The following is a 23,220-nucleotide window of genomic DNA, read 5'->3' on the forward strand; positions in this document are numbered from 1 at the left end:
GCCTTTTGCGGTGATTTTTGCATTCCTCGTAGATCGGGCGCCTCGACTGCCGCCCGGCGGCAGCGGGGGAGACGTCCTTCTTCGCCGTACCGTGCCGTCGCACCTGACAGCCCCTCGGCTCGTGTTCGAGCGGCCGGCCGAGTTCGTCACGAACGGGCGAGCTGTTCCAGGCGGTTGTGCAGGTGGTCCACGTACTCCTCGGACTCCGGCTTCATCAGCACGCTGCGCAGGATGCGGGCGCCGTCGGCGTCGGCGGTGATCGTGGGGTGACGGGCAGTCAGTCGATCGGCATCGATCCGGAGCGTACTCACGAAGACCGGGTCCTCGGGGTCCGCCATGCCCTCGTGGAGGATTCGGGCGGCGGCTGCGTCGATGTGCGAGAGGGAGTTGGGCGAGGTGACCGGGAAGTAGCCGACGATGTCCAACTCCGGGGGTTGGTAGAGCTCCAAGCAGTCGGATCGGTCGATCAGTTCGGCCCAGCGAAGCGCCGCGCGGCGGCCGGCCGCGAGCGACTGCCCGAGTCCTTCGAGAGTGGGCGGCAGCACCTGGAAGGTGAGCCACAGCGCCGCTGCGGCGGCGCCGGCGCGCGAACATTCCAGGCTGATCTCGCCCAGGTGCAACTCCTCGGAGGTGAAGTAGGTGTAGGGCGAGTCGTGCAGGTAGAAACGGCCGACCGAGGGGTCGCGGAACAGCACGGCACCGCACCCGTAGGGCTGGAGACCGTGCTTGTGCGGGTCGACGACGATCGAGTCGCACCGGGCGATGGCCCGCCACGGTGCCGCGGGCAGTCCTTCGGGGCCGTCCACCCCCGCCAGCAGGGTGAAGAATCCGCCGTAGGCGGCGTCGACGTGGATCCGCACGTCGTACCGCTCGCGTAACTCCAGTACCTCGTGGACCGGTTCGACCGCGCCGAGCGCGGTGGTGCCCGCGGTGAGCACCACGGTGCCCACCCGTCCCGTCCTCAGCAGTGTCTCCAGCGCGTCGAGGTCCATGCGCCCGGAGTCGTCGACCGGGACGGGATGGCCGTCCACGCCGAGCACGCCGCACATGCGCCCATGGGTGTAGTGGGCTTCGGTGCTGTAGGCGATGCCCTTCCCGCGGTGGAGTTCGCGTGCCACGAACAGGGCTTCCAGGTTGGCGATGGTCCCGCTGGTGGTGAGGTGCCCGAGGTGGGTGTCATAGCCGAACATGGCGGCGAGCTGTCCGACGACCTCACGTTCCATCTCGGCGGTGGCTGGTCCGCCGTCCAGGGCGTGGTTGTTGGGGTTGATCAGCATTGCGGTCAGGTAGCCCACGACCGCTGCCGGATGTGGCGGCTTGAGCATCTGACCGGCGTAACGCGGGTGAAAGAAGGGGTAGTTGTCCTTCAGCCGCTCGGTGAATGTCTCGAAGGCGGCGGCGAACCGGGCATCCTCGACCGCCAGGGCCGGATGGCTCGGGTAAGGCCCGAAGCCGCTGGACCAGTGCTCGTTCGATGCCACGGCTGCTTCGAGCCAGCGGCGCAGATCCATGACCTTCTCCTTCTGTTCCGTACACCCGGACGGGGTTGAGGGGGTCGGCGGGCCGAGGGACGTGGTGACGGTCCCGGTTGCGGCCGAGGGCGGTGGACGGGACATCCGCCGGAGTGTGCGGCCGTTGCCTGCCGCGGGGCAGTCGTGTCGCCGGTGGCTCTCGTGCGGCTCGGGTGTGCCGGAATTCCACTACCCGGCCGCGATGTTCGGGGTCCACCGCAGCGATCTCGGCGGGGACGACCCGGGACAGGTGCACGACCGTGCCTGTGTCTCGCCCGTCTTGCCTGTCTCGCCGGAGAACACGCCTGCCTCCGCATCGTTTGATTCCAAACAAGCTAACGCGACGGCGAGAAGCCGGTCAAGACGACCGAACAAAGCCCGAACACCCGCGAACCGGCTGATCAACGGAACTCGTCCCGGCGGCGATCCAGCGCACCATCCAGCCGGTGCACCGAAGGCCGGAGACCACCGGGCCACAGGCCGACGAAAGCCGCCGAGCACATGCCACAGCTCCGCACCCGGGATGGGCGCCCCGAGCCGTGGTGGTGCTGCTGTTCGGCTGGGGCAGGGGCGAGTTGGGGTGGCCGTCGTCCCGGATGGCGATGGGCTCTCCCGGGGGTCCGTCGAGGTCGGCGGCGGCTCGGTGGGCTTGGGAGCGATGGACACGGTGGGGGTGATTGCTGCACCGCGGATGGTTGGTGCGCTCGACGCCAGGAGACCACGGGTGGTCATGAGTCCGACGAGTCCGCACGCGGTGACGGGCTGGCGAAGGTGCGGGCGGGTTCGGACCCGGGGTTGGCCGCCCCATGGGCCAGGTCTCCTGAGCGGATGCGGAACAGCGCGGAGCACGCGTGCACAGGTGCGCAGAACCTACGGGCCGATCCGAACCCGTGACAACATCTCGAAGGCGTGGCGCCTGGCGAACGACGACGGTTCCCGCATCGAGTTGCTGACCGGCGCGAGCAACGGTGACGACGACGGTGAGCACTGGCGACTGACCACCACGGACGGCATCCAGTACTACTTCGGAGTCGGTCACAAGCCGGGTGCGAACACCGGCCCGGCCACGAACTCGGCCTGGACGGCGCCTGTTTACGGCGACAACACCGGCGAGCCGTGCAACAAGGCATCGGGCTTCGACGCCTCCTGGTGTCAGCAGGCCTGGCGCTGGAACCTCGACTATGTGATCGACGCCTGCGGCGGGATGGTCACGTACACGTACAACGAAGAGAAGAACAACTACACGCGCGGCGCGATCCTGGTCGGCTCGGGCTCGATCACCCCGTACACCCGCGGCGGTAGCCTCGCGAAAGCGTGGATGGTGGCGGTCACCTTCAAAGGTGACTTGGATGTCGTGGATCGAGTCGACCCTTAGCCGGGCTTCGGGTGGGACTGGAGGCGAGGTGCCTCAAGGTCCTGTGGAAGCCACTTTGCCGTTGATGCCGCGCTGTATCTCAGTGCGCTTGGCGGCGTCGGCGATGCGGACGGTCTCGTCGGTCGGGGCGGCGGACGGGATCGAGCAGCCGCGGGTCGGGTCCGGGGCGGCCGGCCATGCCGCTTTCCGATGGGTGTTTCCCGGCCGCGTCGGCCTGCCCGGCGTACGTCGGCGTGGCCTTGCCGGTCCGCCGACCGCACGCGTGCCGCCTCCGTGCGGTCCCGATGCGAGGGACCGCGCGGAGGCGGCGTTGGCTTGCCGGGTGGGAGGAGCCCACCCTGTCTGCGCGGCCGTCAGCCGACCGGCGCCTCGGTACGGCTCTTGTCGGCCTGTGGCTCGGCGGGGCGGATGGTTTCGGTGGGCGGGTTCGCGGTGTGGCGTGCCCACAGGTAGTAGAGCGCCGATGTGACCACGAGGCCGACGATCCAGGAGATGTCCGCGCCGTCCAGCTTCTCGGTGATCGCGCCGGTGTAGAGCTTGGTGGCCAGGAACGGGATCTGCACGACCACGCCCACGACGTAGCAGGTCAGGGCGGTGACATTCCAGCGGCCGTAGCGACCGTTCGGGTCGTACAGGGCGGGGATGTCGACGCGTTCGCGCGAGATGAGGTAGTAGTCGACGAGGTTGATCGCGCTCCACGGCGTGAAGACCATCAGGAGCAGCAGGACGAAGTTCTTGAAGTTGGTCAGGAAGTCGGCGCTAGCCGCCATCGCGATGACCACCGAGACCGCGGTGAATCCGATGATGTACGCCGCGCGGGCGACCTGCGAGATCCGCGACCGGCCGTCGAACGCCGTCACGATCGTCAGGATCGACATGAAGCCGCCATACGCGTTCAGGCAGTTGACGGTCAGCTTGCCGACCACGATCACCAGGTAGATGAGGAACGCCAGGAACGCGGGGCCCGCCAGATCGCCGAGGAAGCCGACCTGGTCCGGCAGGAACGCCTTGCCCGCGACGGCCGCGGTGAGCGCGCCCAGCGTCATGGCGATCTGCGAACCGACCACGGAGCCCGCGAACGTCGACCAGAACGTCGCGCGCTGGCTGGTGTTGCGCGGCAGGTAGCGCGAGTAGTCGGCGACGTACGGGCCGAAGGTGAGCTGCCACCCGGCGCCGAGGCCGACCGCGAGCAGGAAGGTCGCGGAGTCGAAGCCCTTCTCGCCCACGTGCGCGCCGACGTCGTACTGCGTGAACAGGCGGATCATCAGGTAGCCGAGGCCGAGCACACCGACGACGGTCGCGATGCGGCCGGCGATGTGGATCAGCCGGTAGCCGGTGACCGCCACCACCGCGGTCAGCGCACCGAAGATCAGGATGCCGACCTTGGCGTTGTCGATGTGCAGCATCTCGCAGACCGCCTGACCGGCCAGAACGGTGCCGGTCGCGGCGAAGCCGAGATACATCAGGATCACCAGCAGCAGCGGCAGGACCGCACCGTAGACGCCGAACTGCGCCCGACTGGAGATCATCTGCGGGACCCCGAGCCGCGGCCCCTGCGCCGAGTGCAAGGCCATGACGGCGCCGCCCAGCACGTTGCCGATGAGCAGGGCGAATATGGCCCACAGCGCGTCGGCGCCGAAGACCACCGCCAAGGCGCCGTCGACGATCGCGGTGACCTGCATGTTGGCGCCGAACCACAGGGTGAACTGGCTGAGCGGCGTACCGTGCCGCTCGGCGTCGGGGATCACCTCGATGGTGCGGCGTTCCATCGCGAGGCCCCCCTCGGAGGCTGGCTCGATCGGCATGCTCGTGACTCCCAAGGCGTAGCGGCGATCACGCCGAACTGTCTCTGTGTCTGTGCGCCGAATCTGGCATGGAGATGAACAGACCGCAAGATCATGAATGAAGAATTTCATTTCCCGGACACCGAACCCCTCCGTCGCGGAGGAGCGGGAACCGGTCACGCCGGTCACGCCGGTTTCAGCGGCCGCACGGGCCATGTCGGCCACGTTGGTCACAACGACCACGTCAAGCCGCACTCGTCGTACCGCCCGTACCGCCCGCCCGGCCCGCACCGGCAACGTGGACCACTGGCCGCACCAGCCGCACGACGCACACCGGCAATGCCGCCGCAGGTGCGCTTGTCGACCGATCCACCTCGGTCGCGGAGCAGCCCTGCCGCTGGGAAGATCCGATCCGCGACGGGTGATGTTCCCAGGGCGTCTCCGGTGGGCCCGCCCAGGTGTTTCGGGTCGACGGAGGAAAGGCCGAGCGGCGGCGGCGTGCGCTTGGATGAGCGCATGACCGTTCACGACGTTGCGCGCGCTCTTCCCGACATCCCGGTGCTTCGGGATGTCTGTCGGTCGATGGCCATGGTGGAAGCGGTGCTGAACCCAGACGGCGAGCGGTACTACTCGTTCAGCGCCACCTGGTCGGAGTCGCAGGAGACGGCCTCGATGCGCAACGGCTGCGGTGACGAGTTCGACATCGTCTTCTCGTCCGCGGGGGCGTACATCCGGGGCTTCGACCACGAGTCCCCGATGAGCCCTTACGTCGACGACGGGCCGTGGCCGGGTGTGGTGGACTCGGTTCCCGAGGTGTTCCACGACTGCGTCACGGAGCCGGCCTTCACGTGCGACGACATGCCGGCCGTGACCGTGTGCATGTGGCGCGAGACCGGGGATGACCGGTGGCAGGCGGGGGAGATCGATTTTCCCGAGGGGCATGCGGATCCCGACGGCGCCGGTTGGCTCTTCCGGTTGTTGACCGACCCGACGCCCGAGGCCTTCCAAGATTTCGCCGAGGACTACTACGAAACCGCGGTGGACATCGACGCGGTGCGCCACCTGTACGCTCACCGACCGCTCCGCCGGGACACGGTCCGCGCCCTGAACGCCGCCGCCTCCTGGGCGTCCGTAGCGGAGGCGGCCGCCGTGATCGGGTACCCCGTCGAAGGGGACCCGGGAGCCGAAACCGCTACTACGAAAACGGCCGGTGGCGACGCCCGGACCGCCGTGCCGACCGACGGGTGAAGTTTCGTCCCGAGCCCGAGGCCGAGCTCAAGTTCGAGGCCGAGCCCGAGTACCGCCAACCCTGAAGCCTGCGGCCCCGACGGAATGCGTCCGTCGGGGCCGGGGTGCCGGTCATGGGACGTCCTTCGCCGGCTGTGGGGACGATCAGGGATGCACCGTCCAGTGGTGGTTCTGTGCGGCCCGGGTGAAGGTCAGCGATGGGCACAGGAAGTCGCTGCCGCGCGGGTTGGTGCTGGTCCAGGGCGAGTCGGTGGAGGTCGCGAGCTGCCAGGTGCCGCCCCTGCGGAGCTTGATGTCGGCGCTGTCGAATGCCGTATTGCGCGCCTCGGTGCAGAAGTAGCCCTTGCCGGTGGCGGGGTTGACCGTGGCGTAGATCTCGAAGATGTCCCAGCCGTGGTTGAGCGCGCTCTGGTCGGTGCCGGACGAGCGGAACAGCAACTCCCAGGCCTGCGTGCGGTGGTTGTACAGGTAGGACGACCACGCGTTGCCCGAGGTCGCGTCCTTGCTCAACTGCACGCTGTAGGACGAGATTCCGTTGGCGGTGGTGGTGTACTTCGCCAGGAAGTCGGCGTTCACCTTCAGGGTCTTGGCGGGGCCGCTCTGGCCGCACCAGTCCCACGCCCATATTTCGGCGCCCAGGCTCCAGTAGGCGGTGACCACCTCCATGCACGAGTTCTGCGCCTTGGTGGTCGGGGCGTAGGTGAAGTTCTGCGAGTTGCCGACCCGATACGAGGGATCCACGCTGTGCGTCGCGGTGATGCCGTCATGGGTGCCGGGCTGCGGGAAGACACCCCAGAAGTTGTGCGTTGGCGCGAGGTTTGCGCCCGCGCCCGCACTTTCGCCCGCGCCGGCGGTCGCGGCGTCGTTCGGCGCGGCTGCGGAGTCGCCGCCGGAGAGCGCCGCGCGCAGTTTGGCGCGCTGCTCGACGAAGGCCGCAACGGCCTTGTCCCGCCCGGGAGTCGGCGTGTCGGATGGGTTCTGCGCAACGACCCCCCGATGCGGCGCGGTGGGCGACGGAACGGCGCCGGGTCGCGGCGAGCCCGTCGCGCCGGCGGGTCCGGCTGGGCCCAGCGTGACGAGCGCGACGAGTGTGGTGATGAGGACGGTTACCAGGCCGATGGGTAACGGGCGAGGGCGAGGGCGAGGGCGTGGACGGGCGCGGCGGGACATGCGTCTCCTCGGGAGGGGCGGAAGTGGCGTGGAACCGGAGGACGGGCGCCGCCGCGGAGTCCGAACCAACCACCGTCGAGCGGGACGTTCTCGTACAGCTCCGGTCGGACGGCACCAAAGTAGCCGGTGGCACCGTGCCGGGGTAATCACATCTGCCGATAACATCGCACGAGCCGGACACCGCAAGGCCGTTCGCGCGCACGGCGGTTGGCGACACACGGCGGTTGGCGGCGCGCGGCGATGACCCCCGCCCCGTGAAACCGCCTCGACAGGTGCCGGCCCCGGCCGCCCGGGTGGGGCGGTCGCGGCGTGACCGTACCGCCGGCCCGGGGCTCCCGGCCCCTTGCCCAGGCGCGCATATCCGAGGCTGCGGTCCTTGGCAGAGTAAGGCGTTGGCCGGGGGCGAACCGCGTCACCCGGCCGCCGCCGCGCCAAGACCAGCCGTGCGCGAGCCCGGTATGCGGAGCAACCCCACGGCGGCGATCGTCAAGACCCGCCGGTGGGAGCAGCACTGGGAGCCGCTCCGGCCGCACCGGTGGGAGCCGCACCGGCCGCACCGACCCAGCGGTGATAGGCGTCCACGTCGACGTTGCTGCCGCACACGATGGTGACCACGTGGCGGCCGGCGAAGCGGTCCCGGCCTTCGAGGATTGCCGCGATGCCGAGCGCGGCCGACGGTTCGACGACGAGGCCGGCGTGGTCGAGGAGCATCCGCATACCGGCGATGATCGACGTCTCGCGGACCAGGACGGCATCGTCGGCGACCAGGAGGAGGTCGTCCAAGACGGCCGGGATGGGACGTCGGCCGGCAACGCCGTCGGCGATGGTGTCCGTCGAATCGGTGGTGACGACGCGTCGTCTGCGCCACGAGTGGGTCATCGCCGGTGCGCCCAGCGGCTGGACGCAGATCACCTCGACTCCGGGTGCCAGGGCCTTCACCACACGACCCACACCGGTGGCCAGCGCCCCGCCGCCGAGGGCGATCAGGACGGCGTCGAACGTCGCTGTGGCGCCCGCCAGTTCGAGGCCGATGGTCGCCGCGCCCTCGCAGGTCTCGATGTCCAGGCTGTCCTCGACCAGCCGGATCCCGTCGTTCCGCGCGAGGGCCGCCGCCCGCTCGCGCGCCATGTCGAAGTCGCCGTCCACCAGTTCCAACCCGGCACCCAACGCACGGATACGATCGAGCTTGGCCGCAGGCGCGAAGCGGGATGCCACGACGGTGACGTCGAGCCTGCGCCCGCGCCCGGACCAGGCGAGGGCCTGTCCGAGGTTGCCCGCACTGGCACACACCACCGCTCGCGCGCCACTGTCCGCAAGCCGGCTCGCAACCACCTCGGTGCCGCGGCCCTTGAAACTGCGGACCGGGTTCGCCGTTTCCAACTTGATGCTCACCGCGCACCCGAGCCCGGGCTCCAGCGCCTCGCATCGATACAGCGGAGTGTCGAGAAAAATCGGGTCGATCACCTGCCGAGCCGCCCGGATCCGATCGATGTCGAGACGTGTCTTCCGCACGACACAGCAGCGTAGCGCCGCCGGCGCGAGCAAGCGTCGCACTCTGTCGAGGAGTTGAGTCTCTTCCTGGCGCGGCTTCTTCGCTCTGGTGCCGGTCCGAGCGCTCCTCCCGTGCAGCCGACTCGAGCATTGGATACGCCGCACTGAACGGCCACCGGCTATCGGCCTCCGATGCGTGCAACCGGTCGACGCGAGCGTTACCGCATGCGCGCCAGTCGGGCGGCCACGATCGGGATCACGGTGGCCGCGACGACCAGGTGCGACGCGGCGAGGACGAGTTGCGTGGACAGGGCGGCGTGGGGACGGCGAACGGCAGGCCCAGCGAGGCGATTACGACGATCGTCGTGGTCACCGCGTAGGTGCGCCCCGGTCGCTTCGCCCACCGGGCGAGCCCGAGTGCGAGGACTACGCCCGCGAGGGCCCACATGGCGGTGAAGCCCACGAAGCCCCCGGTCGGGATCGGTTCCGCCTCGCCCGATGCCGCACCGATGTCCAACGACACCCCGGACGCCCGGACGATGCCCTCGTAGACCCCGGCCACTGCCATTCCCGCCAGGGAGGCGAACGCGAGCGCCCTGCCGATGCCACCCGTCGCGCTCTCCCGCTTTTCGCGAACCGAAGTGGCCAGTCGAACACCGGGGTTGATGGTCGTGGTCATGATGCGTCCTCCGAAAGGCGGATGTCGTCGTGCTGTCGAAGGGTTGGACTGCCGCCTACCGCAAAAGTCATCGCCGCCGCCGTCCCGCGTTCCCCGACCAAAGCGCCCGCAGCACAGCAGTCGGACCCGCGCCAGACCCCGCGAAGTCCCGGGACCTCGCGGCGGACCCCGGCACGGCGTGGCCACCCGCTCGCCCGGGCACGACACGAACGTGTCGCCAACCGTCGCCAACGCGTCGCCGACTCCGAGCCGAAACAGCACCCCCCGGTGCCCCTCCGCCGCCCGTTGCCGGCCGTGCGGGTGGGTGGTTGTCGGTGTGGTTCAGTGTTGCCAGACGGGCGGGTTTCCCGCCTGGGTGCGCAGGCCGTTCGGGGTGACGATGTCGATGACGCGGTAGGCGGTGGATACCGTCCCGGCTCGGCGTTGTTCGCGAAAGAAGTTCTCCACGGATGCGCGGGAGGCGCCGACGGCGTCGGCGATGTCGGTCTGGGAGAAGCCGGAGATCCGCACGCCGTCCCCCGCCTTTTCGCCGAGGAAGTCGGCGAGGAAGCACAGGTATCGGGCGATCCGCACGGACGTGTTGCCCTGCCGCACATGGACGTTGACGAACAGGTCGAGTTTCTCCCGTTGGGCCATCGAACGGGCAAGCGCCGTCATCGCACGAGGACGTTCGCCCAGGAGTGCGACGAATCCACGCCGGGAGATGGACACCAGCACGCTGGACTGCACACCGTGGACGGTGATGTTACCGCCCGTCGGGTCGAAAACCGCCGACGATTCGAGAATATCGCCCGCCGTACGCAGCCTCGTGTGGAAAGGGCCGCCGGCGAACGGGGCCTCCTTCAGAATTCCTCGCAGGAGGATCGTCACCGTGCGTTCCGAGAACAGGTTCTCCGAGCCTCCCTTTTCGAGGCGGTGCACCAACGCCATGGACAACAGCGCCTTGCGATGGACCCGATCGAGGGTTCCGAAGAAGCTGTGCGAGGGATAGTGCATGCGCGAGTACACCAAGGGGGCCGTGATCCGTGCCTCGGTATCGGGGACCTGCCGCCGGGGCCTGGGCAAGAGCCTGACACCCGTCATGGCACGGCGGGGACGTCGCCCGGGGCGGACGCCCGGAACCGGGCCGCGGGCGACTCCGACACGGGCGACAGCATCCGCGGGGACGCGGCCTGGGACGGGGCGACGGGGGACCCGGACGACGATGCCGGGGAGCCGGCGAACGCCGCGTAGATCACCGCCGGTACCACTCCCGCGAACGCGGTGATGGCCGCGATCACCGCGACCAGACGCCCCGGCGCGGTCGCGCTCAACCGACGGACCGCATACGCGATCACCGCCGACAATGCGAAAACGATCAGGACGACGCAAAATAACGTCGCGAAACTTTCAGACATTCTCTTCCTCATTCACCCGAGCTCTGGGATACGAAAGCGTCGGCGCCTTGGTAGGAGGCAGGCGCATTTCGTGGCGGACTGCTTACGCTGCCATGTGAGTGATAACCAAGACAACTCGAACGGCCCCTGACCTGCGTATTCCTCCACGAGTGCGGACCGATTCCCTAATTCCGGGGAGTTCCCGGCCGTGCTTCGCGTTATCGTGTACACGCTGACGTTGACCTCATTCGCCCGAGCTCGGCCCAGCAACCCGGTCGACCCGCGGGGGTGGTAGCCCGCCGAACACCGACCGGGCGGTGAGCCCCCGTCGGCTGTCGGCCGGTGGGGGCTCACCCGTTCGGGGAGAGCACGACCGGCCACGTGAGGCACATCCGATCGAACGCGTCCCACCGTTCCATCGAACCCGCGCCGCCCATCCGCCGCCACTCCCTCGTACGAACGCGGACGGTCGCGGACGACCGTGGACGACCGCAGACGTCCCCGAACGACCGCAGACGTCCACGGACGACGCTACTTTGAGTCCTCGCACGATCGCGGACCGCCGGCAACACGGGTGAACCTGGGGGAGAAACGAATGACCGCCCGCGAGCGCAACGAGCCACCCCGGACGGTCGTGGAAGACCTCACGCCCGTCCGCGACTTCGCGAATTGGCTCACCCTCGTCCGCTTGCACAGCGGCGCCCCGTCCTACGACGAGATCTGCCGCCGCTGCAGGAAAGCCGGCGTCGACATACCCAAGAGCACCCTCGGCGACGGCCTCACCGGCCGCCGCCTGCTCAGCCGCGAACGTGCCCTCGCCGTCGTCCGCGCGTGCGGCGGCAGCCAAGCCCTCCTCGCCGAATGCCGCAGCCGCTGGACCCTCGCCAAACAGGGCCGGATCACCAGAACCCCGGCCGAAGGCACACCCGCCGACGGCCTGCGCGACGCCGACCCCATCGACATCCCGCTCGGCGCCCACCACCGCCGCGCCGGCGTCACCTGCCACATCGCCCAACACGGCGAATGGCAGATCGTTCGGCTCAGCGGCGACTGGGACGGCCAGGTCATGCCCGCCGTCCGCCCCCACCTCGAAGGCGCCGTCGCCGACACCCGCCACCCGCACATCGTCATCGACCTGTCCGACGTGACCTTCATGGACAGCAGCGTCCTCGGCGGCCTGGTCTACGTCCTCCAGACCATGCGTCTGCGCGGCGCCGTCCTGCGCCTGGTCTCCGGAATGGGCGCCGAGAACCTCGCACGGATGGGCAAAGTCCTGATCGTCACCGGCCTCAACCAGATCCTCCCCGTCTACCCCACCCTCGAGATCGCGCTCTCGCCCCTGTCCGCCCTCGACAACCCCACGACGCCCCATGACCAACCGGCTCTCCCGAAGCTGGAGGAAACGCCGGCGGCGACCATCCTCGAAGGCACGATCGTCCCCACGCCACTCGGCCGGCGTGATGAGCCCCCGGCCTGAATGCTCCGGGCCGAGGCGTGCCGGGTCGGGGCGACAGTCAGGTGCGGGCTGGCGGGGGCGAACGGGCCGGCGCGGGGCGGCGGGGGGCGAACGGGCCGGTGTGGGGCGGCGGACGGAGGCCGAGCAAGCCGGCGCGGGCCGGGCCCGTGCTGCACGCCGGGGCTCGCTGAGCGACTCGTTACCCGAACGCTGCCCGCATCATGGCGAACGCCCGTGTCTCCGGCCTGCCGGTGAGCAATTGCGCAGCGCCCACCCGCCCGAGCAGCACCTTGCGCATCGTCCCCGACGGATGGGCCCCGTCCGGTCGCCCGGAGGCGCCGCGCGCTACGGGTAATGCGGCGACGCGGTCACGTAGTCGAGTCGGAAGCCGTTGTCGGCCGGTGCGCCGGTGGGGGTGTAGCAGGCCAGGTACATGAGGACGTCGTCCTTGGCGCCGTAGTCGTTGCGGAGCACCGTGGTGCAGTACCCGCCGCCGGTGGCCGTCAGGTGCGCGTAGCTGGTCATGTAACCGACGGACAGGCGCAGCGTGTAGCGGCCGGTCGCGGTGCGCGTCACGCTCGCCGTGCCCGGCCGGGACATCCACGATCCGACGACCGTCGGCGCGGCGGAACCGGGTGCGTCGGCGACGGTGAGGTGCACCGCGTGCGGGACCCGAGCGTCGTCGAGCAGGCTCTGCCGGCCGGTGTGGCTCAGCGTGAACGCGGTGTCGGCCGGCGCACCGGTGTGCGTGGTGCAGGACACCGACGCGGTGCCTCCGGACAACGCGACGACCGCGCAGCGCCGCGCCGTCGTACCGATCGGCGAGACCTGCACGGAGTCCGTGTCCGCCGCGACCGCAACCGCATAGCGACCGGTGCCGGAACGGGTCACCGCGCCGGTGTTCTGTCGGGACGCGGCGGCGGGGAGTTGGCGGGCGGCGGTCGGCTCGCCGGCGTACACGTAACCGCGCGAACCGGCCTGTCCATACGGGCCGTTCCGGTCTCCGGCGAGGAACAGTCCGGTGAACGGGATGTCGGCGCGGGTGCCGGTACGGTCGAAACAGGCGACCTCGATCCTCTCGTCGGAGCCCTCCTGCCACCATCGCACCGGCTGGCAGGACACGCCGTTCGCGGCGTAGTCGGAGACCGCCACATGGGCGATGCCGCCGGGCGCGCCGCTGTCCGGGAGGATCACCACATGCCGGCCGACGTCGAGGTGCGTGACGCGTACCGTCTTGACGGCGGGCGGATTGCCGAGCCGCCAGATGCCGTAGGTCCAGTTCGGCTCGTGGCTTTCCGGGCGCTGCGGGGTCGGCGACAGTTCGCGTGTGGTACCGATCGGGTCGTCGGCGTAGCGGACCATCCAGAAGCCCCAGACCGCCGGCACGGGGGGACCGCCCGATTCTGTGCCGGTGCCGGTGCCGGCTCGGCCACCTGTGCCGGGCGTGGTGCCCGCACCGCTCTGACCGGTGCCGGTGCGGGCATCGGATCCGGAACCAGAACCGGCCCCGGCCCCGGAGCTGGTTCCGCCGGGAACTCCGCCCGGCAGAGCGGTGGTTGTTTCCTCCTCGCCCGAGGACGATGTGCCGTTCGGCGAGGAGGTATCGCCGGGAAGCGGTACTCCGGATGAACCCGTCGGGGTGGGGCTCGACGGTGGGATGCCGTCCGCTTTCGGATTCGCCGCCGGGCCGGGGCCCGTACCGCCGGGGGCCGCCGAGGCGCCGGGGGAGGGCCGGGCGGACGGTGTGTGCGTGGGTTCTGGCGCTACGGCCAACAAGGTCAGGGCGGCCGCCGTGGCCAGGGCGACGACCGCGCCGCCGACACGTACCGCCATGGGGTTGTCGCCGGCGAGCCGGGAAGCGGTGTTCACCATCGGCGCGACGCCGGGAACGCGCAGCAACTGCTGTAGAACCGCGTCACGTACGACGCGGGTCGTGGTGACCAGGGGCCGGGCGACGGCATCCAGGGCCGGGCGTACGTTCCGCACGATCTCGCCGAACCGGCCGCCCGGATCGGCCGTTGCGGGCGCCGCGGCGGTCATCGACGCGGCGAACTCCGATGTCGCGGCGGGGGCCGCCGAGGCCGCCTCGGCCGGGGTCGCGGGACGACCCGTCCACCAGGCCACCGCCGCGCGGCGCCGCTCGTCCTCGTCCTCGTCCGCCGCACCGTGCCGGGCCGCCGCCAAAGCCAGGCCCGGGCCGAGCACCCAGGTGCGCTGGAGCACGGCGTCCTTGGCCACGGCGGAACAGTTCGCACACGACTTCGCGTGCGTCCCCAGCGCCCGATACTCCGCCCGAGTCGGCACCAGGCCGGCCCCGGCTTCCTCGGCGACGAACAATCGTGCGAGCGCCGGGACTTGGGCAGCCTCGGAGCAGGAGCGCACCGCGCGTGCCGCCGCCAAGAGCCCCACCCGCTCGCGTACCTTCTTCAGGCCGCGGCTCAGTTCGCGGTCGACCCTGATCCGGGACCACCCCAGACGGGCGGCGAGTTCGGCGCCCTTGACCGGGCGCATCTCGGCGAGCGTGTGGTCCAAGTGCGCGCTCACCACGATGCGTTGGGTCTGCGACAGCGCGTCGGTTGCGGTGTAGATCGCGGCGAACGCCTGCGACTTGCCGTACGCGTGACCGAGATCGGCATCCCACGCGGCCGCCCCCGAGCCGGTCACGCTCTTCGCGCCCGGTGTCTCCTCCTCGATCGACCGGTCCGCCACGCGTTGCCGCGCCTTCAGTTCCGCCATCCACACGTGCTTGGCGATGCCCCACAACCACCGGTCGACGCCCCGATCCGGTTTCAGGTCACGGGCGATGCCGTCCAGCGCCCGGACGAACACCTCACTGACGCAGTCGTCGGCCTCTGCCGCCGAGGGCAACCGCACTCGGAACCAGCGCACCATCGCGTCATGGTGACGCTCGTACAACGCGATCCGAGCAGCCTCGTCCCCATCCCGCAACCGCTGCCACATGTCGTCCGGGTCCGGGTCCGAGTCCCGGTCCAACTCCGACTCCGACTCCGACTCCAACTCCGAGTCCAGGCCCAGGTCCCCGTCCCGGTCCAGGTCCGCAGCCGAACTCACGCCCGAAGCAGCCGAGTCGGCGTCATCGACCGATGGCGCGACCGGGCCGTCGGGACCGTGCGGGAGGTCCGACGACTCCCGATCCGAGGGCCCCCGATCCGACGCCCCCCGATCCGACGCCCCCCGATCCGACGGCAGGTCGCCGGGCAGCTCCCCGGGCGGGTCCGGTCGGGTCTGTGTCATGACACCCTCCGCAACGGCGACGCGGCTCTGTCACACGGAACGTGGCCCGAGGGGCACAGATCTCTCCACTCTTCGCGCGACCGATTATCCGCCGGCGGCCGGTCGTAGGTCCCGGAAAGCGTCCGTCGCGGCGAAACTCACGAAATCGGACCTCGAAAAGTGGAGAGATCTCGCCGCGCCCGACCACGTCTCGGGCAAGCGGACCACTCCCGGTGGCCGCTCACCGGCTCACACCGGTGTACACCGAAGGAAACACACCATGCGCGAGCACTCGCATTCCTTCCTCGTGGCGAGGGAACTCGTCATGATCATCGGCCCGTTCGTCATCATCCTGATCGCCCTGCGGGTCAACTACCTGCGCAGGGCCGGGATCCGTACGACCGGCACCGCCGTTTCCTCCCGCCTCGAGCGCCGCACCCGGCCGAGCGCCGACCCCGACCGCACCCGCGACGACGTCTACTACGTGCACGTGACCACCGTCGACTACGCCGACCACAACGGCTATCGGCACCGCTGCACGGTCGATGGCCACTACCGCTCCGGCTCGTCCGTCCCGCTGGTCTACACCCCGCGCCGGCCACACCGCGCCCAAGCCGAATCGGCGGCATCCTACGGCCGCGTTTTCATGGCTATCCTCACCTACGTGATCCTGCTGGCCGGCCTCACCTACATCGCCGGCCAAGTCGACGACCAGGTCAACGACTTCTGCGCACCTCTCACCCCCGATGCCCGCACATTCCACGACTGCCCGTGAAGCCCGCCGAGCTCTCTCCCCATCCCGCCCCAGGGCCGACCCGGCCTCGGCGCCCCAGCCCCGAATCGGCAAGCCCAGAATCGGCCCTGCGGCATAGGATCCGAATTTGGGGTGTGGTGGGAGCGGGCCGTCACGGTGACGTCGATGCCCGAGACCACCGGACCCGCCACGCGTCGCGCGACAGCCACCCCCCCCGGGCCTGGCCGCGCCCGACCCTCGCCCCGTCGCGGCTCCCCATGGAGCGCGCGGCAACGCGGGGGCGCCGGGCAAAGCCGCGTTTGCGACCGGCGGTGTCGGAGCCTTCCGGCATGCGCGTGGCATGACCGACATCCATGGGCCGCCGGGCCACGATATGTACGCGTGGCTGGACGGCATGGGCGGTTCGTTCTGCTACGGGAGCTTGATCTTCGTCAGGGAACTGCCCGTCGACGAGGTGTTCCGGCGTCTGGGGGCGGATCCGGCGTCGGCGCGGTCGATGAGCGGTGACGAGCGTGTGAGCCATGTCGAGGGCCCGGACCTGGTGAGCGTCCGCGGCGTCGGGGCGGAATGGGCCCTGGTGTTCGAGCCGAGCGGCTTCGGCGCGGAAGGGGAGTGCGTGCGTCGCCTGTCGATCGGGACGGAGGTGGTCGCGTTCAACCGCAACGTCCTGGCCCACTACAGGTTCCGGCACATCGTCGACGGTCGTCTGTGGACGTTCTTCGACGCGCTGGAGCCCGACATGCGCCATGGCGATCACCCCGACCGGCTCGTCGAGGTCATGCGCCGGATCGGGCTCGACCCCGACTACGACTTCGACGACCACCATGACGGGGACGACGATCCGATCACCGGCGAGGAGCCCGCGCACGTAGGACGCGGGTCCTCGATGACGATGGCCTTGGTCGAGAGTGTCACCGGTGTGCGCCTGGCTCCCGAGATCCTCGCGCCGCCCGCGCCGACCGTGGTCCTGCGTCTGTCCTGACCGTCCGACGTTTCGTACGCCAGTGCGGCGGCTGCCGGTTGGCCGCGGCTGTCGGAGGCGTCGGATCGAGGAGCCGACCGTCCTCGGCGCGGACAGGGCCCACCCCCGCGTTCTCCGATCCCTGAGCGGGCGTTGAGGAGTTCGTCGACGGCCCGCCGTTCCGAGACCGCGTCGGGGAGCCGGCCCGGAGCCGACCGCGATCGGCCCTGGCGTTGCCGCTGCCGCTGCCGCTGCCGCTGCGGCTGTCGCCGTTCACGTTCCCGCCGATTGCCGTGGAGGCCGGGCGACTGGCAGCTGGTACCTCTCGGTGCGCGGGTCGATACAGTACGCGTTTTCGTGTCCCCACCATCGGAGGAACCGACATGACCCGGACGCCGCACCACGAGGCCACGCCGCCGATACCGCCGCCGTCCTTACCGAATACCGGCGGCGGGGCGGTGAAACCGCCCTACAACCTCCTGGCCGCGCTCGCCCCGGTGGCTGCCTTCTTCTGCCCGGTCGTCCCCGTGGGCATGGTCCTGGGGATGGTCGGGCTGCAGCGCATCCGACGCAGCGGCGAACGCGGCAGGTGGACCGCCGTGGTTGCGATCGTGATCAACGGGGCGTGGCTTGTCGCGCTCGTCGTTCTTCTCGTCTTCGACCTCCCTCGGGACGACGACTCGCCCCGGCAGCCCGCCGAGTTCGGCGCCGCGATCCGCAAAGGCGACTGCTTCGTGACCGAGGGCGCGGCCCGCCCGGCCGGCTTCGATGCCGTCGGCGTCGTGCCCTGTACCCGCGTCCACATCGGGGAGGTCTACGCCGTCTTCGCCATCGACTCCCAGGCGCCCTACCCCGGTGTCCCGGGCCTGGACCCCGTTGCCGCCCGCCGCTGCACGAACCTGCTCGCGGGCTTCCTGCCCTCGTCCGGAACACCGGTCACCGGCGAGAGTTCGCTATCTCCTCCCGGACCGGGCCCGATGGGACGCCGGCCGGCGGGAAGTGGCCTGCTACGTGGCCGATACCGGAGTTCGCCTGTCCCGCCCGGACGAACGCGGATAGACGCGGCCCTCGGAAGCGATGCATCCGCTCCACGCGGTGGCGTCGGCTCGGTCGGGGCCGCGACGGTCCGGTTCCCGGTCTGTTCCGGCCGGCCGGTGTCCAATCGGTAGCCGTTCCCTCGTGTCGGACCACGGACCGAGCCGCGCTGCCTCCGCGCCGGCCCGCGGGGGCACCGGCCCTCCACCGCGCCGTTCGGTCTCAGCCCCGGCCCCGCGACCGGTTCCAGTTCTCGCTGGTGGTGAAGTGGGTGTCGTAGAGCTCCTGGACGTCGAGGAGGCTCTCCGGCGGCACCTTGCCATAGGCGATGCGCTCCAAGTGCCGGAAATACTCGAAGCGTTCGACGCCCGGGGTGATCACGATCAGGATGTCCGCGTCCTCCCCGGGTGCGGCGGCGAACGCGTGGTCGAGGCCCGGCGGCACGATGACCACGTCCCCCTTCTCGGCGGTGACCACTCGGTCACCGGACAGGAGCTGCGCCGTCCCGTCGAGCAGGTAGAACAGTTCGGCGGACCGCGAATGCCGGTGCGGCGTGGCGCCGTTCGCACCATCGGCGAGGGTGACGCGCTGGGTGGACAGCGCGCCGCCGGTGGAACTGCTGTCCGCCAGGAGGCGCACGGTGGTCGGGACGCGACCGATCACCTCCGCGTCGGTGGAGCGGACCAGGACGGAGTCGTCGAAGCCGGGAACGATGAGCGACATGGCGAATTCTCCTCGGTGCGCGCCGACAGGTTCGGGTCGGCGGGTGTACGGGGCGTTCGAACCACGGGCGAAGGAACACGTTCCCAGCGGCAGCCGCAGCGTTCGTAAACGGCAGCCGCAGCGTACGCACCGTGTTGTCCTCCCGAGTACTGCGGTGTCCTTGCGAGAAGACTCGTCCCACACTCTTGGAAATCACATGGACACGACATGGAGCCCGGGCGGTCCCGGCCCGCAGGTGTGCGCTCAGGTGGCGGTTTCGTCACAGGCGTCCTCGGCCGCGCGGACGAATGCCCGGACGCGGGCGACGATGTCGGGAGATATCCCACCGCGGACGACGACCCCAGGAAGTTCGTGACACCTGCGCCCCACCCGACACCCACACCGAGTTCGTGACACCTGCGCCCCGCCCGACGCTCACGCTCGGGACCCCCGCGAGTACGGGAGTCCCGCCCGACGCCCACGCCCGGGACTCCCGCGAGTACGGGAGTCCCGGGCGACGGGCGCCGTCAGACCGGCGTGGTCGCGGGCACCAGCCGCTTCGTCGCTCCGTCGACGGCGAACGACTTCAGGTGGGTGACCGTGCTGTCCGGCCTGGTGCGGTCGGCGACCTTGTACCAGTCCATCTGCACGCGCGCGGCGGTCACGTCCAGCACACCGCAGCCGTTGGCTTCGGATTCGCCCCATTGCAGGTGCGGGTTCAGCTTGAGGATCGCGGCGACGATCTGCGCGCCCGCGCCGCCGGGGTAGAGCGTGCCGAAGGGCGTCGAGGTGACCGACGTCATCACGAACTGCGATGCGACCGGCGCCCCTCCGCCGGGCGCCGGGACCTCGCCGGCCCATGAGGAGTGCAGGTCTCCGGTCAGGAAGACGGTGTTGCGTTTGTCGTGGTCGCGCAGGTGGGTGAACAACTCGCTCTGCTCGGCCCGGTAGCCGTCCCACTGGTCGGGGTTGACGGTCGCGGGCGCCCCGGGCCGGGCGCCGGGCAGCAGCCACGGCGCGGCCATGACGGAGCTGCCGATCAGGTTCCAGGTGGCGGTGCCGCGCGCGAGGCCGTCCTTGAGCCAGCCCATCTGGTTACGGCCGGTGAGGGTACGCGCTCGGTCGTCGAGGCCGGCGGTGTCGGTCGGCGCGACCTGGCGGGAGCGGAAACTGCGCAGGTCGAGCATGGTCAGGTCGACGAGGTTGCCGAAGGAAAGGCGACGCTGGGTGGAGCCGGGCACGGCCCGGCGTACGGGCAGCCATTCGAAGTACGCCTGTTTCGCCGCCGCGACGCGGTCCACCCAACTTCCGTCGGAGGCCGGATCGTGCTCGTCCGCCCCGCCGGACCACCACCCGTTGCACACCTCGTGGTCGTCCCACGTGGCGATGATCGGTACCGCGGCGTGCATCGCCTGCAGGTCCGGATCGGTGCGGTAACGGCCGTGTCGGGCCCGGTAGTCGGCCAACGTGCGGCACGCGGTGGGCGGTTCCATCGCCCGGACGGATCCCGGTTTGGTCGCGAACTCGTAGATGTAGTCCCCGAGATGGATCACCGCGTCGAGATCGCCGCGCCGTGCGAGGTGCCGGTAGCCGGCGAAGTGGCCGTTGGCGTAGCTGACGCACGATGCGATGCCGCAACGCAGGCCCGGGACGTGCTGCCGGGCGGCCGGCGCGGTCCTGGTGCGCCCCACCGGTGAGCGGTCGTGGGCGGTGCGGAAGCGAAAGTGGTAGGTGGTGGCGGGGCGCAGGCCGCGCACGTCGACGTGGACGGTGTGGTCGCGGTCGGGGCCGGTGCGGACCCGACCGGCGCGCACCGGGTGCCGGAAGTCGCGATCGAGGGCGACCTCCCAGAACACGAGGCCGGCCGGGCCGCGCCGCGAACCCGGGTGGCAGTCCGGGGCGGGGGTGACGCGGGTCCAGATGACGACCCCGTCGGGCAGGGGGTCGCCGGACGCGACGCCGTGCAGGAACGACCCCCGCGTGACGCCGGCCGCCTCGGGGGCATCGGCCTCGGCCGCCTGAGCGCCGGGGGCCGCGGCGACACCGGCCGCCGCCACGCCGGAGGCGGCGGCCGTGATGCGAACGAAGTCGCGGCGGTGCAGGGGATTTCCCGTCATGCGTTCCTCCAAAAGGTGTGGCACGGCCGGGCGGTACCGGGGCGCGGCGACCGAGATTAAAACACCTGCGTTAACTTGGGAAGAGGCAGGAGCGGAGCCCGGATTATCGAAAGGTCACAACGAGACGGTCGCCACCCGACGGAGTACGCGGATACACCCGCGAACCACACTTGCGGCACCGTCCGGGCGATTGCGGCGCGGGCACACCACGCAAACGTGGCCGGTGATCCCGGCGGCTCCGGCGTACCCCCGGCGAGGGTTTCGGCAGGTGGGTGAGGCCGCATGGCAGTGCCCGGCGTGATGGTGTCGGGCCCGTCCGGGCGGGTGCTCCGTGGGCGCGCCTACGGCGATTTCAGTAGGTGGTCGTGCGCTTTTGGTAGGTCGTAGCGTCCGTAGCGGCATGACGACGGGACGGGTATTGCCGGGCGAGCCTTGAGCGGACATCGCTTCCGGAATATGAAGACCCTGACGTGGCGACTTTTCTGTATCGGCTCGGTCACGGCGCCTTTCGGCGGCGCGGCTGGGTCGTTCTGGCATGGCGGCTCCCGTCATGGCCGCCCTGTACTGGCTTGCCGCGCTCACCGACTCGCGGACCACCGGCATCTCCGGCTCGGCGACCCTGGCCGTGCTGGTGGCCACCTCGCCGGCAGGCGGGCCGCTCGGCGACGACTTCATGCTCCGGACCGTGGGCACGGTCCTGTGGCTGATGCTGCCGGTGTCCTTGGGCGGCAGAAGCCGCTTCCGGCGCGCCTTCCTCGAATCCGTCAAGGCCCGCGCCGCGAACGCCGAACGCACCCGCGAGGAGGAAGCCCGGCTCCGGGTCGCCGAGGAACGCATGCGCATCGCCCGCGAACTGCACGACGCAGTCGCCCACCGCATGGCCGTTGCCCACGCCCAGGCCGGCACCGCCGCCCACCTCGCCGACATCCATCCCGAACAGACCCGGTAAATCCTCGCCGACCTGGTCGGCACCACCACCGCCGCGCTCCTGGAACTACGCGCCACCGTGGGCGTGCTGCGCCGGACCGCCGACCCGGACGCCGACCCACTGGAGCCCACCCCGGGCCTGGATCGGCTGCCGACACTCGTCGCGGGCTGCGCATCGGCCGGCCTGACGGTCACCGTCAGCACCGAAGGCGAGGCTCGTCCCGTGTCCCCGGGGGTGGACCTGACCGCCTACCGGATCATCCAGGAAGCCCTGACCAACGCCACGAAACACGCGCCCGACCACGCGGCCCGAGTCCGGCTCCGGTACGACGGCTCACGCCTGCTCGTCACCGTCACCAACGACGGCACGGCGAACGGCGGGGCCACCCCGCCGATGCCCAGCGGCGGATACGGACTGATGGGCATGCGCGAACGTGCCCACTCCGTCGGCGGTGACCTGCGCGCCGGCCCCCGACCCGAAGGCGGCTTCGAAGTCGCCGCCGCCCTCCCGCTCCAGCCCCACACCCCGGCGGACGCCCCGGCCGGACAACGCCACGAGGACACCCGTTGACCATCCGCGTCCTGCTCGCCGACGACCAGGCCCTCTTGCGCGGCACCTTCCGGCTCCTGATCGACTCCTGCGACGATATGGAGGTCGTCGACGAAGCCGCCGACGGCCATCAAGCCGTCGAACTCGCCCGCGCCCACCGGCCCGACGTCGTGCTCATGGACATCCGCGTGCCCGACACCGACGGACTTGCCGCCACCGCCGCCATCTGCGAGGACCCCGACCTCACCGGCACCCGCGTGCTCATCCTGACCATGTTCGAGACCGAGGAATACGTCGCCCAGGCACTCCGCGTCGGCACCGGCGGCTTCCTGGGCAAATACGTCACCACGGGCGCGCTACCGGACGGAATCCGCACGGTCGCCGCAGGCGAAAGCCCTGCTGTCACCAGGGGCCACCCAAGCCCTGATCACCCGCTTCCATCACCACCCCCGCCTCCGGACCACCCCTTGCCCCCGCCGAACGCCTCGCCGACCTCACACCCCGCGAACAGGAAGTCACCGTCCTGGCGGCCCACGGCAAATCCAACGACCAGATCGCCCGGGAACTCGTCCTGAGCGTCCTGACGGTCCGCACCCACATCCAACGCGCCATGACCAAGCTCGGCGCCCGCGACCGCGCCCAACTCGTCGTCATCGCCTACCAAAACGGCCTCGTACGCCCCGAACCCCCCAACCTCTGACGACAGCGGGCGAAGCGCCCACGCGTCGACGACGAGACTTCAGCAGGACCGCGCCGCCGGCATCGACCGCGGCTTGGTGGCTCGGTGGCCTGGCGGCCTGGTAGCCCGGTGGCTTGGCGGTCCGGCGGCCCGGATGAGGATGTCGTGCGG

The 23,220-nt window shown here is 70.4% G+C and carries 18 protein-coding genes and 1 pseudogene; 9 read left to right on the forward strand and 10 right to left on the reverse strand.

The features are described from left to right. Positions 1-146: 146 nt before the first annotated feature. Entirely contained in the window at positions 147-1,511 is a 1,365-nt protein-coding gene (locus ACZOOI_RS28815) for a pyridoxal phosphate-dependent decarboxylase family protein (protein ID WP_465278568.1), read from the reverse strand. An 859-nt stretch (positions 1,512-2,370) separates the two neighbouring features. Here ACZOOI_RS28815 and ACZOOI_RS28820 point away from each other — a divergent pair. After that, a complete protein-coding gene (locus ACZOOI_RS28820; RefSeq protein ID WP_465278569.1) occupies positions 2,371-2,886 on the forward strand; it encodes a hypothetical protein in 516 nt (171 codons plus the stop codon). 353 nt (positions 2,887-3,239) lie between these two features. On the opposite strand, the gene ACZOOI_RS28825 is transcribed toward ACZOOI_RS28820, so the two are convergent. Next, entirely contained in the window at positions 3,240-4,691 is a 1,452-nt protein-coding gene (locus tag ACZOOI_RS28825) for a purine-cytosine permease family protein (protein ID WP_465278570.1), read from the reverse strand. A 495-nt stretch (positions 4,692-5,186) separates the two neighbouring features. On the opposite strand from ACZOOI_RS28825, the gene ACZOOI_RS28830 reads away from it, so the two are divergent. Continuing rightward, positions 5,187-5,918: a hypothetical protein gene (locus tag ACZOOI_RS28830; protein ID WP_465278571.1), complete on the forward strand. Its 732-nt coding sequence runs from the start codon at positions 5,187-5,189 to the stop codon at positions 5,916-5,918. A gap of 144 nt (positions 5,919-6,062) precedes the next feature. Here ACZOOI_RS28830 and ACZOOI_RS28835 read toward each other — a convergent pair whose 3' ends face one another. The 5 genes from ACZOOI_RS28835 to ACZOOI_RS28855 form a co-directional block, all read right to left on the reverse strand. Beyond that, entirely contained in the window at positions 6,063-7,088 is a 1,026-nt protein-coding gene (locus tag ACZOOI_RS28835) for a carbohydrate-binding protein (RefSeq protein WP_465278572.1), read from the reverse strand. A gap of 486 nt (positions 7,089-7,574) precedes the next feature. Next, positions 7,575-8,600: a threonine ammonia-lyase gene (locus ACZOOI_RS28840; RefSeq protein ID WP_465278573.1), complete on the reverse strand. Its 1,026-nt coding sequence runs from the start codon at positions 8,598-8,600 to the stop codon at positions 7,575-7,577. 235 nt (positions 8,601-8,835) lie between these two features. Beyond that, positions 8,836-9,258: a DUF6069 family protein gene (locus ACZOOI_RS28845; RefSeq protein WP_465278574.1), complete on the reverse strand. Its 423-nt coding sequence runs from the start codon at positions 9,256-9,258 to the stop codon at positions 8,836-8,838. 321 nt (positions 9,259-9,579) lie between these two features. Next, positions 9,580-10,254 carry a Crp/Fnr family transcriptional regulator gene (locus tag ACZOOI_RS28850; protein ID WP_465278575.1) on the reverse strand — a complete coding sequence of 225 codons (675 nt, stop codon included), beginning with the start codon at positions 10,252-10,254 and terminating at the stop codon, positions 9,580-9,582. 83 nt (positions 10,255-10,337) lie between these two features. Then, positions 10,338-10,655 carry a hypothetical protein gene (locus ACZOOI_RS28855; RefSeq protein ID WP_465278576.1) on the reverse strand — a complete coding sequence of 106 codons (318 nt, stop codon included), beginning with the start codon at positions 10,653-10,655 and terminating at the stop codon, positions 10,338-10,340. Positions 10,656-11,229: 574 nt separating this feature from the next. On the opposite strand from ACZOOI_RS28855, the gene ACZOOI_RS28860 reads away from it, so the two are divergent. Further along, positions 11,230-12,111, forward strand: coding sequence for an STAS domain-containing protein (locus tag ACZOOI_RS28860; RefSeq protein WP_465278577.1), 882 nt, complete (start codon positions 11,230-11,232; stop codon positions 12,109-12,111). A gap of 324 nt (positions 12,112-12,435) precedes the next feature. Here ACZOOI_RS28860 and ACZOOI_RS28865 read toward each other — a convergent pair whose 3' ends face one another. Then, positions 12,436-15,162: an RNA polymerase sigma factor gene (locus tag ACZOOI_RS28865; protein ID WP_465278578.1), complete on the reverse strand. Its 2,727-nt coding sequence runs from the start codon at positions 15,160-15,162 to the stop codon at positions 12,436-12,438. A gap of 442 nt (positions 15,163-15,604) precedes the next feature. Between ACZOOI_RS28865 and ACZOOI_RS28870 the strand changes: the two genes are divergently transcribed. The 3 genes from ACZOOI_RS28870 to ACZOOI_RS28880 all read left to right on the forward strand — a co-directional run bounded on the left by ACZOOI_RS28870 (position 15,605) and on the right by ACZOOI_RS28880 (position 18,208). Next, a complete protein-coding gene (locus ACZOOI_RS28870; protein WP_465278579.1) occupies positions 15,605-16,099 on the forward strand; it encodes a DUF3592 domain-containing protein in 495 nt (164 codons plus the stop codon). Between the two features lie 319 nt (positions 16,100-16,418). Then, positions 16,419-17,060, forward strand: a complete 642-nt coding sequence (locus tag ACZOOI_RS28875) for a DUF6461 domain-containing protein (protein ID WP_465278580.1) — start codon at positions 16,419-16,421, stop codon at positions 17,058-17,060. A gap of 362 nt (positions 17,061-17,422) precedes the next feature. Further along, on the forward strand, positions 17,423-18,208 hold the full coding sequence (locus ACZOOI_RS28880; protein WP_465278581.1) for a DUF4190 domain-containing protein: 786 nt from the start codon (positions 17,423-17,425) through the stop codon (positions 18,206-18,208). 88 nt (positions 18,209-18,296) lie between these two features. On the opposite strand, the gene ACZOOI_RS28885 is transcribed toward ACZOOI_RS28880, so the two are convergent. Then, positions 18,297-18,797, reverse strand: coding sequence for a cupin domain-containing protein (locus tag ACZOOI_RS28885; protein ID WP_465278582.1), 501 nt, complete (start codon positions 18,795-18,797; stop codon positions 18,297-18,299). 506 nt (positions 18,798-19,303) lie between these two features. Next, positions 19,304-20,893, reverse strand: a complete 1,590-nt coding sequence (locus tag ACZOOI_RS28890) for an alkaline phosphatase D family protein (protein WP_465278583.1) — start codon at positions 20,891-20,893, stop codon at positions 19,304-19,306. Positions 20,894-21,428: 535 nt separating this feature from the next. Between ACZOOI_RS28890 and ACZOOI_RS28895 the strand changes: the two genes are divergently transcribed. The 3 genes and pseudogenes from ACZOOI_RS28895 to ACZOOI_RS28905 all read left to right on the forward strand — a co-directional run bounded on the left by ACZOOI_RS28895 (position 21,429) and on the right by ACZOOI_RS28905 (position 23,070). Continuing rightward, positions 21,429-21,842: a histidine kinase gene (locus ACZOOI_RS28895; RefSeq protein WP_465278584.1), complete on the forward strand. Its 414-nt coding sequence runs from the start codon at positions 21,429-21,431 to the stop codon at positions 21,840-21,842. 63 nt (positions 21,843-21,905) lie between these two features. Further along, complete coding sequence (locus ACZOOI_RS28900) at positions 21,906-22,391, forward strand: sensor histidine kinase (RefSeq protein WP_465278585.1); 486 nt, start codon at positions 21,906-21,908, stop codon at positions 22,389-22,391. Next, positions 22,388-23,070: pseudogene (locus tag ACZOOI_RS28905) on the forward strand (response regulator transcription factor). The gene ACZOOI_RS28900 and the pseudogene ACZOOI_RS28905 overlap by 4 nt, the downstream one beginning before the upstream one ends. The last annotated feature ends 150 nt before the right edge of the window (positions 23,071-23,220 follow it).

This window comes from Embleya sp. L77 (assembly GCF_055557415.1).

Coding starts and splice junctions, on each gene's coding strand:
- ACZOOI_RS28815 (WP_465278568.1), bottom strand. CDS start 1,511: ATGGATCTGCGCCGCTGGCTCGAAGCAGCCGTGGCATCGAACGAGCAC.
- ACZOOI_RS28825 (WP_465278570.1), bottom strand. CDS start 4,691: ATGCCGATCGAGCCAGCCTCCGAGGGGGGCCTCGCGATGGAACGCCGC.
- ACZOOI_RS28830 (WP_465278571.1), top strand. CDS start 5,187: ATGACCGTTCACGACGTTGCGCGCGCTCTTCCCGACATCCCGGTGCTT.
- ACZOOI_RS28835 (WP_465278572.1), bottom strand. CDS start 7,088: ATGTCCCGCCGCGCCCGTCCACGCCCTCGCCCTCGCCCTCGCCCGTTA.
- ACZOOI_RS28845 (WP_465278574.1), bottom strand. CDS start 9,258: ATGACCACGACCATCAACCCCGGTGTTCGACTGGCCACTTCGGTTCGC.
- ACZOOI_RS28850 (WP_465278575.1), bottom strand. CDS start 10,254: ATGCACTATCCCTCGCACAGCTTCTTCGGAACCCTCGATCGGGTCCAT.
- ACZOOI_RS28855 (WP_465278576.1), bottom strand. CDS start 10,655: ATGTCTGAAAGTTTCGCGACGTTATTTTGCGTCGTCCTGATCGTTTTC.
- ACZOOI_RS28860 (WP_465278577.1), top strand. CDS start 11,230: ATGACCGCCCGCGAGCGCAACGAGCCACCCCGGACGGTCGTGGAAGAC.
- ACZOOI_RS28870 (WP_465278579.1), top strand. CDS start 15,605: ATGCGCGAGCACTCGCATTCCTTCCTCGTGGCGAGGGAACTCGTCATG.
- ACZOOI_RS28875 (WP_465278580.1), top strand. CDS start 16,419: ATGACCGACATCCATGGGCCGCCGGGCCACGATATGTACGCGTGGCTG.
- ACZOOI_RS28880 (WP_465278581.1), top strand. CDS start 17,423: ATGACCCGGACGCCGCACCACGAGGCCACGCCGCCGATACCGCCGCCG.
- ACZOOI_RS28885 (WP_465278582.1), bottom strand. CDS start 18,797: ATGTCGCTCATCGTTCCCGGCTTCGACGACTCCGTCCTGGTCCGCTCC.
- ACZOOI_RS28890 (WP_465278583.1), bottom strand. CDS start 20,893: ATGACGGGAAATCCCCTGCACCGCCGCGACTTCGTTCGCATCACGGCC.
- ACZOOI_RS28895 (WP_465278584.1), top strand. CDS start 21,429: ATGGCGGCTCCCGTCATGGCCGCCCTGTACTGGCTTGCCGCGCTCACC.